The 5,427-nt window shown below is 34.1% G+C and carries 5 protein-coding genes; 1 reads left to right on the top strand and 4 read right to left on the bottom strand.

Going from position 1 to position 5,427, the window contains the following annotated elements; genetic code table 11:
* Nucleotides 1-107 precede the first annotated feature (107 nt).
* A complete protein-coding gene (locus PLK24_RS07835) occupies nt 108-3,344 on the bottom strand; it encodes an ATP-dependent helicase (RefSeq protein ID WP_324477913.1) in 3,237 nt (1,078 codons plus the stop codon).
* A 438-nt stretch (nt 3,345-3,782) separates the two neighbouring features.
* A complete protein-coding gene (locus PLK24_RS07830; protein WP_324477915.1) occupies nt 3,783-3,944 on the bottom strand; it encodes a hypothetical protein in 162 nt (53 codons plus the stop codon).
* On the opposite strand from PLK24_RS07830, the gene PLK24_RS07825 reads away from it, so the two are divergent.
* Nucleotides 3,912-4,499, top strand: a complete 588-nt coding sequence (locus tag PLK24_RS07825) for a DUF488 domain-containing protein (RefSeq protein WP_324477911.1) — start codon at nt 3,912-3,914, stop codon at nt 4,497-4,499. The two genes, PLK24_RS07830 and PLK24_RS07825, sit on opposite strands and share 33 nt — an antisense overlap.
* A gap of 232 nt (nt 4,500-4,731) precedes the next feature.
* On the opposite strand, the gene PLK24_RS07820 is transcribed toward PLK24_RS07825, so the two are convergent.
* Both PLK24_RS07820 and PLK24_RS07815 read right to left on the bottom strand, forming a co-directional pair.
* Nucleotides 4,732-5,031, bottom strand: a complete 300-nt coding sequence (locus PLK24_RS07820; RefSeq protein ID WP_324477910.1) for a DUF3795 domain-containing protein — start codon at nt 5,029-5,031, stop codon at nt 4,732-4,734.
* Between the two features lie 21 nt (nt 5,032-5,052).
* Nucleotides 5,053-5,412, bottom strand: a complete 360-nt coding sequence (locus tag PLK24_RS07815) for a cupin domain-containing protein (RefSeq protein ID WP_349770672.1) — start codon at nt 5,410-5,412, stop codon at nt 5,053-5,055.
* Nucleotides 5,413-5,427: the final 15 nt, after the last annotated feature.

The raw sequence follows: 5,427 nt of genomic DNA, 5'->3' as shown, positions 1-5,427 counted from the left end.
GGGATTTAGGATTGATTCTTAAATCTAAGAATTTTTTGGATTGATAAAAGGTAACTTTATTTTCATCATTCCAATTTTACCTTTAACTTTTTCCTAAGTATTTTTTACTAATTTATAGCTTCTTTTAATAATCCTTTTGGTGGTGGATACTGGAAGGTTTTTTGTCCATGGGTAGGAAAATAAATATCTAAATAGCAATTTCCCGTTTTTCCCTTATAAGTCATGATTACCTCCCCTTCACCAAAATTGCTATGGATAACTTTTTTCTTAGGCGGCCATTCTTCTGATAAAAAACAGTGCTTTATTTTTTGTTGTATTTCTTGATTAATATGCTTTTCAATTCCTGGAAATTCATGAATATCAATTTCTTCAGGGTATAACTGACCTTGAGGTATTTCAAACCACAAATTACGCTTTATATTTGGAATTGAAATATTCATATTTAAAGGAATTCTATCGAGATACGTTAATAACCTGGTAAGGCGCTTGAATAATTTTTCCCAATCAGTTGGCAGCGAGTTCCACCAAGGAGTAAGAATTTGTTGGTAAAGTTTTATTTGATGATGAGTTAAAAGCATTAAAAGGTCCTCAAACGATGCTTTTTGAATATCAGATGAGAGAATGCTTTCAATTCTATAGAAAGATTGCAATAATTTTTCGGCATCAGTTTCTGATAAGAATTGTGATGGTTTTTCAGAATCAATGGTATAAATATTTAGAAATCTTTTAGCGCGAGTAACGGCTACATAGAATAGTCTTCTTTCTTCCTCAAAAATTTCATTCCCGGCAAATGGAATGATTCTATGATTAACATGAGGAATGAGCACATAATCCCATTCTTTCCCCTTTGCTTGGTGTATAGACATGATGGAAACTCTTCGACTGCTATTTATAGGTGTCTTTTGAGATTCAGCAAGCGTATCAAAATGTGCAAGCAGTTCATGAACGTTTTTGAAATCTCTACAATAATCAAAGAAGTTGCGAATTTCATCTTGAATTTCTTCTTTCTTCTCTAAGCGAGAATACCTGTTCATTAAATATTGAGATATTTTCATCTTTTGATCTAAATTTTTTAAAAGAATGGATGGTTCGATGTTGTTAATATTTGATGCTAACCACTCGAGATGTTCAGCTAAATGAAGGACCTTTTTTTGAGAATTGCCGGTAAAAGGTGCATGATATTTTAAAGCATGAGAGAATGTATCCCCCTTTCCCTTTACCTGTTCAAATATTCTTCTTGCCACCTTTCTCTTCATATATCGAGGTGGTTGACGATAAATGTTCATCCAGGCGTTCCATGCATTATCGATTTCAAAATTTCTTTTTTCTGAGAGAAGAAGTTCATATAATCCAATCCGTAAATAATCCAAATAAAGCCCTATTTCATCTCTCTGATAAAACGGAACGTTCCCGATTATTTGGTAATCGATATCATTTTTTATGAATGCACTTTCAATTATTGGTGTTTGTGAATAAAGGCGAACTAAAATTACAATATCTTTGCTGAGTAAGCCTTCATTGAATTTCTTTTGCAAAAAACTTACTATTTCATTCACCATTGATTGTGAATCCTGAGCTGGAATAATCTGAGATAATCCTTTTTCAGTTCGATATAAATGGAGATTTTTTTTAGACCTTATTTTATTGTGTCCTATAACCTCATTAGCAAGAAGAACTTGGGTGGCAGTTGAACGGAAATTCAAGCTTAAAATGTACTTCTTCACTTGGTATCGCTTTTCAAATTCCAAAATATATTTTGGGTCAGCTCCCCGCCATTGATAAATAGTCTGATCATCGTCTCCTATGACCATGTAATTACGGTGTTTGCTAATTAATAGATCTAACATTGCGTGTTGCACTTTATTGATATCTTGAAATTCATCAATTAAAACACAAGAATATTTTTGGCAAAAATGGTTAAGAATTTCAGGGTAACGGATCAAGCTCTCCCAACCTTCTAAGAGCATGTCATCATAAGTAATCCAGTTGTTAGTTTTTCGCACTTCCTCATAAAGTCGATAAAAATCAAGATACCATCGCAGGTTTTGGGGAGCTTTGGCTTGAGTAGCTTCTTGTAGCCATTGTTTCGGTAAGTTGGCTTCATTTAGATCTGCATAAGCCATATTGGTCTTGCATTTCTCAACATAGGATAAAAAATCATCAATATCCAAGTTATCGAGCATATCACCATAGTGAACATTTTTTTTCCGAGCCAAATTTTTTGCTTCAAATACAATTTTTTCCTTTAATGTATTTGGATCTTCATTGTCGCAAGAAAGAGGTAAATAATTCTGTTGACGGGCTTTCTTTAATATTGATAATCCTAATGAATGCAATGTTCTGACATCAACCGGTTGGCAGTAAGACCAACCCATCAACTTAGAACGAATTTCCTCAACAGCCATTTTATTAAAAGAAGAAACTAAGATTTTTTTTGGAGGAAATAAGCTTTCTCTCACCAATCGCTCAATTCGATAAACCAAGCAAGTGGTTTTTCCTGATCCAGCTACTGCAAAGACGAGAGCTGGCCCATAATCGTGATTAACCACCAATTTTTGCTCATCAGTTAGGAGTATATCTTGGCTTGGTTCTATGATTTTTGGCTCTTCAATTAATATGTCATTATTTTTATTTGTAAATTGAATGAAAGAAGTCTCCTCCTTAGGATTTCGCCAATAATCAAGTTCTTTACCGCTCCAATGCAGATAGATGATGTCAGAAGAACCAGTTATGTTGAGTTCATATGTTATGCCTTTTGATAGAATTCCCAACCATTCAAATATTGTCATAGAATCTTTTTTATCATCAATTACATCAATTTTGTTGATTCCTCTGGCAATTTCATTATGTTTACTCGAAGCATAAAAGTTAGAACTATTCTTTTTTTCATAATCATAGGCAATGCCATTATCTGGATGAAGATATTTACAATTTCCTGGGTAGTCGTCGATGGGAACTCCCAAATCAACATCGCATAACGGACAGCGATTTGTTCGAACAATATTGATTGTTTTCATGCGGTTCGGGCATGGAATTTTTTTGTCTTTTTTAGTTTTAATTATTAAAGTGGTATTATCTACATTAAAAAGTTTTTCACGTACAAATATAAGAATTTCTTCTTGATCCTTGCTTTGTTCTTTGATCAAAAACCAATTATCTTGTTTCCTTTGTATAGATATTCTATCAATCTTGTTAATTTTATTTTCTATAATGTTTTCAAAGAGCAATCCCGAGGCTTCTATAAGCAGGTTAGAACCGATTTTAATACCAACTGTTTGATTCCCATTCCATATAATATATATTCCTGGCTCACTGTTATTCTGTTGAATTGTATAACAACGCATATCCTCTCCTCTATATATTTCTTTATTTTTTTAAATTTAACGAAGAACCATTTTAGTCACTTTTTTCCGTAAATTTTGTGGTATTACTACTTATATATTATATTTCTATTATTATAATATTTTAAATAATTTTTATAATGAATAATTATAATAATTATAGAATTAACGAAGGATTTCAACTATATTACCAATGTCAAGTAAAAATAGCAATTGAGCAGCTTTTTGGATAAAAGGGGCTTGGCATTAATATCCAGCGGGGACAGGTCTTGATTCTTGAATTAGCATAAGTCTGTGGAATTGGGTAAGTGCGGAATTTGAAAAATCTTCATCCACTTCCCCGCCTTATCCCATTAAGGAAGAATGAACGTTGTTACCAGCTTGTTCCAAGGTAGAAAAGGCTAGATTAAAAAAATAGTGAGTGGTTGATGTTTAATTTATTTAGAAATCAATTAAAATACCAGAGATGAACCTATTCAACTGAAATTGATTTAAAAAAACCGCAGGGAGGAACTGTTTATTTTCGAAAAAATCAATACCAAGAACGATAGCAATAATCAAACTAACCGTTTGGTCTGTTATACCATTGGCCATTCGACCCATGAAATCACCTCCCTTATCAAGCTTCTTCAAAAGTATGGCATCAATTGGGTGGTGGACGTGAGAAGTATCCCTTATAGCAGACGGAACCCTCAACACAATCGCGAAAACCTTATCCCGTCTCTGAAAAAGGAAGGAATTTTCTATCTCCATTTGGGGAAAGAACTAAGTGTTAACCGGAACGATCCTTCATTATTTACCCACGGTCGAATCGATTTTGACATACTGATCACAACTGACTATTTTCAAAACGGCATCAACACAGTCATTGACCATATTAAAAAAGGACTGAACATCTCCCTGCTCTGCGCTGAAAAAGATCCCTATCGCTGCCATCGCTTTATACTGGTCGCTTATGAGCTGACCCAACGGGGAATCGAGGTGAAACATATCCGCGAGGATGGAAGGCTTGAGTCCCAACACCAACTTGAGGAGAAATTGTTGCAGGAATTTGAACCAGGATATGACCAAGGAGATTTATTCCATCCGCCCAAAACCCGCACTCAAGCTTTACTTGACGCATACCGTAAAAGAATCATCCAGATGCTTCAGAGGTAACAAAAACAAAAATATCATGATTCATAGCTTGGTTTTAAATAGTAACCTATAGCAGTTTACGGTTTAATCTGAACATCAAATATTCTGGTTCCACGGATTATTATAGGAAAACAGGCCTGATTGAAAACCTAATATTTCCACATAGCCGTCGGGTATTTAGTCTCCACGGCTCAAACATATTCGGTAACCGGATTTTTCTTCATGATCACGACCTTATTTTACCTTGACATCTTTAATTTCCCCTAACAATTTTTAGCCTGGTCACTCTTTCGGCAAGTGATTTTTCATTTTGTTCATCGGATAAATTGGGATCCTTAAATTCTCTAAAGGTTTTACAAGGAAGTTGAGAACATTGGCCACAATTATTATATTGGTTATCATTGATGGCACATCGATATAAAGGACAAATTTTGTCCGGCATTTCTTTTGCCCAGAAGGTAGAACCTTTAACTGAATAACAACCTTGGCAATTTGTCTTAAAATATTCACATTCATTACAAATCAAGCCACAAACCGATAATATTTGGTCCATACCATTTTCCCTCCTATTTTATTATATCCAGTCCAGATTATCTTGAGTTCTTTCGTTTCTTAGGTTACCCGTATTCAACGTTGATTTTGGTTCAAACAGCATAACATGAACCTCTTCTTCGGCAACCGGTAGATGTTCAATTCCTTTTGGAATGATGTAAAATTCTCCTTCTTCTAATTGAATATCTTTATTTCTCATTTTTATAACCAGTTTTCCCTTGACTACATAAAACATCTCATCCTCGTTATCATGATGATGCCACACAAATTCTCCTTTTAGTTTTGCGACCTTGATGTATAATTCATTCATTTCTCCTATAATTTTTGGATTCCATAACTGCTCGAATTTTTTCAATTTTTCTTTTACGTTCACTTTATCCATTTCATTTTCTCCTTC

Origin of the sequence: Atribacter sp., from assembly GCF_035418125.1 — a bacterium.
Classification (GTDB): domain Bacteria; phylum Atribacterota; class Atribacteria; order Atribacterales; family Atribacteraceae; genus Atribacter; species Atribacter allofermentans.
The sequence above is the reverse complement of the archived record's forward strand: the minus strand, read 5'-3'. Positions and strand labels throughout refer to the sequence as shown.

What these genes read in the sequence shown, in the direction of transcription:
- PLK24_RS07815 (WP_349770672.1), bottom strand. Translation starts at nt 5,412, where the DNA reads ATGGATAAAGTGAACGTAAAAGAAAAATTGAAAAAATTCGAGCAGTTA.
- PLK24_RS07820 (WP_324477910.1), bottom strand. Translation starts at nt 5,031, where the DNA reads ATGGACCAAATATTATCGGTTTGTGGCTTGATTTGTAATGAATGTGAA.
- PLK24_RS07835 (WP_324477913.1), bottom strand. Translation starts at nt 3,344, where the DNA reads ATGCGTTGTTATACAATTCAACAGAATAACAGTGAGCCAGGAATATAT.
- PLK24_RS07830 (WP_324477915.1), bottom strand. Translation starts at nt 3,944, where the DNA reads ATGGGTCGAATGGCCAATGGTATAACAGACCAAACGGTTAGTTTGATT.